This is a genomic window from Geobacillus proteiniphilus, assembly GCF_001908025.1.
GTDB lineage: Bacteria > Bacillota > Bacilli > Bacillales > Anoxybacillaceae > Geobacillus > Geobacillus proteiniphilus.
On record NZ_MQMG01000097.1, the window covers coordinates 1 to 3115 of the forward strand.

Consider the following 3115-nt stretch of genomic DNA (forward strand, 5'->3'; position numbering starts at 1 on the left):
TGTAAACTAGCACATTATTTCAGAATCCCTTTTTCAAATTATTTCAGATGGATTCTGAAATAATGTGCAAAATTTTTGCGGATTGTTCCGGATTTTGCACATTCTTTCGGAACGTTTGCACGCTCTTTCAGATGAAGATTTCCAGCGCGCCTGATGGACCGATGGAAAATGGAAAAGTGAAAGCACAAAAGAGGCCGATTCGGCCCCTTTCGTGCTAATACCCCATTTCCTCTGCGGCCATGCGCACCACTTCTTCGTCAATGGCGTCCTTTTTCAGCTGATACCCGTATAACAGGCACGTCGTGGCCAACGTGTTGATCACCCGAGGCCATCCCCGCGACTGCAGGGCAATTGCCTCTAACGCCGATGGAGTGAAGATCGGATGCTTCGCCCCGGCCTGTTTCATCCGATGCTCGATGTAGCCCGCCACCTCTTCCCTCTCCATCGGCCCCATCCGGTATCGCATGATGATCCGTTGGTCGAGAGGGTGGTGCTGATTGAGCCGCAGCTTCCCCTGTAAATGGGGCAGCCCGGCCAAAATCAAGACAAATGGGTTGGTCGAATCCATCTCAAAGTTGAACAAGATGGCGATGTCCTGTAAAAATGCATCCTTTGCTAAATGCATCTCGTCCAAAATGAACACCGGCGTGATCCGTCGTTCATGATACAATCGCTCGATCGCCTGCTGGATTTGGCGGAAGAGATCTACCTTGCGGTACTTCGGTTCCTCTCCTAATCCCAAGGCCAGTCCACGGTAAAAATCCATCACGCCTCCGGTGGATAACGGAAAGTAGACGACATGATACAATGATGGATTCAATGACTCTTTCAGCGCCCGAAGGGCGAACGTCTTGCCCGCCCCCGGCTCTCCGATCAACAGCCCGATCCCCCGGGTTCGTTTCACGTACTCCAGCGCCCGCAGCGCTTCTTGAAACGCCGCCCCTTGATACGCCTCGGACGGGTCGGTTTCTTTCGCAAACGGCTCCCGCGAGAGGGAATAAAACGTTTTATACATCCTGTTCGCCCTCCTTCGCCGAAACCGCCGCAAACGGCGACCGGTGGCGCTTCACATAGGCATTGTCCTCCAAACGCACCCGAATGGCTTCCGCCACCCGTTTGCCATCTTCGTACACATAGACGCCTCGTTCGTCATAGCGGAGCTCAATCGATTGCCCAATGAACCGAGGCGGCACTTCGTATAGCTGTTTATTCAGGGTGATCGTGCCATCGGCTTTCACCTTGCGGTGCTCCCGTTTCAGAAAAATCGCATCCAGCCAATCGCCATCTTCGATGAACGACACGAGATGCACTTGCGATTGAAACACCTCATGCGGCGTTTTTCCGTCCAGTGAGGCGTGCGGTTTTCGATGATACTCTTCTTCAAGCCACTTCCAAAAACGCTCGTTCAACTCATCAAGCGACTTCGGCGGATTCAGCTCCAACAGCGGATAAAACCGTGTCTGTACGGTGCGGAAGAACCGTTCGATTTTTCCCTTGCTTTGCGGGTCATACGGCTGGGTGTGGATGAGTGTAATCCCCATCTCGGCGCACGCATACTGCAGCACCTCGGACCGATAAATTTTCCCGTTGTCCGAGTAAATGCGTTTCGGCTTCCCGCAACGAAGCACCGCTTCCTTCGTGACGATCCGCAGCCCGTCAAACTTCTCCGAAGGGAAAAATTGGGCATATGGCACTAACCGCGAGCAGTCATCGATATACGCGATCAAAAACGTTTTCTGGGCTTTCCCATGGACGCGAATCGTGGGTCCATGGGATAAGTCCCCTTGCCATAGCTCATTGATCTGGTCATACGCAAAACGCTTTCGCTCCGGCATCGGCAAGATTTCTTTTCCCACCAGGTTGTGTTTTTTCAACAATCGGTATATAGTAAAGTATGAGAGGGTGGTGGGAATGTCCCCCTGCTTGGTGAGTTGTTCGTAGAATAGGGTCACGGGCATGGTGGGATGTTCCTTCCTCAATGCTAGAATATGATCCTCATCATCGGGGGACAGACGTCTGGAGCGGCCGCGGTCCGAACGGCGCTTCGGCTTCAAGGCGTCGAAGCCCCCTTTTTTGTATCGGGCGCACCAATCCAGAATCGTCTTCGCCGCAATGGGTTTGTCCCCTTGATGGGGAATCGAGTGCACTCGCCCGCCCACCTCATTCAAATACGCTTTGGGCTCCACCTGGCCATTCACCAACGGAGCGATCAGCCCGTACCGAAACAGCGCGATGTCGTGTCTCATCGATTCATCCATCTGGATCTCCTCCCTGTCTCCCTGTGATGTTGGACCGTCCCGGTCCCCTCTACCCCCTATCTTACGAAACGGCTCGAGATTCGTCGAGAGGAAGGGTTTGTGGGAACATCAACCATCTCCATTTTTGGTGTTAAGTAGAAAATCAGGAAGCAATTTGATCCGCAAACGGATGCCACCTCTCGTTTGTCCACAGGTCTTGGATGATCGAGCCCACCCCCCGTCCCTCCAAGGTCTGCATCCACCAAACCGCCCGTTCTGTTCTTGCGTTCCCTACAGGGCCGATGATCCCCCACCTTCTCGCCGCCGCGTGATGCAAGCGAGAGAGATTCCGTAAAAATCGTCGGACATAAAACAAGATGACCTCCTTGGTGGGAAAAACAACCTGTTTGGTCTTCGCTCCTTGCCTTGGCGTTTCGAACCATGCTTTGACCGCTTGCCAAATAACCGATCGTGTATATTGAACATACGGGAGGAGGAAAGAAGGCAGCACACTCACGGTTTTGCGACACTCTTGACAGCGATATCGTGCGATCCAAAGGTGATACTCCCCCTCTGCCGTCAACGCATAGCGTTGGTAGTATCCGTGACGATGCAAGGGGCGGCGGGATGGACAGTGGGGGCATTGGTTCACGTCGGGAAAATCGTTCCCTTTCCCACGATCCGTATACGTTTGAATGTCAATGCCAAAGTCGTGAAACTGGATCACACTTCCTCCCCCTCATTGAAACGAATGGAAATCTTTGTCCGAAACAATTCACAAAAAATTTAGCACATTCCTTCAGAAAAGGGGAGAGGGCTTTCTGAAAGAATGTGCAAAAAAATGGGCGTTTTGTGCTGAAATAAAATGATAATTTACA

General features: G+C 52.3%; 3 protein-coding genes. All 3 read right to left on the bottom strand.

Going from position 1 to position 3115, the window contains the following annotated elements; genetic code table 11:
- Positions 1 to 214: 214 nt before the first annotated feature.
- The 3 genes from BRO54_RS18520 to BRO54_RS20710 all read right to left on the bottom strand — a co-directional run bounded on the left by BRO54_RS18520 (position 215) and on the right by BRO54_RS20710 (position 2964).
- Positions 215 to 1015 (bottom strand): ExeA family protein, encoded by an 801-nt coding sequence (locus BRO54_RS18520; protein ID WP_042382865.1) that lies wholly within the window; start codon positions 1013 to 1015, stop codon positions 215 to 217.
- Positions 1008 to 2258 carry an IS481 family transposase gene (locus BRO54_RS18525; protein ID WP_042382862.1) on the bottom strand — a complete coding sequence of 417 codons (1251 nt, stop codon included), beginning with the start codon at positions 2256 to 2258 and terminating at the stop codon, positions 1008 to 1010. Before BRO54_RS18525 ends, BRO54_RS18520 begins: the two co-directional genes overlap by 8 nt.
- A gap of 142 nt (positions 2259 to 2400) precedes the next feature.
- The gene (locus tag BRO54_RS20710; RefSeq protein WP_074044832.1) at positions 2401 to 2964 is read right to left on the bottom strand and encodes a DUF6431 domain-containing protein; all 564 of its coding nucleotides are present in this window, start codon (positions 2962 to 2964) and stop codon (positions 2401 to 2403) included.
- Positions 2965 to 3115: the final 151 nt, after the last annotated feature.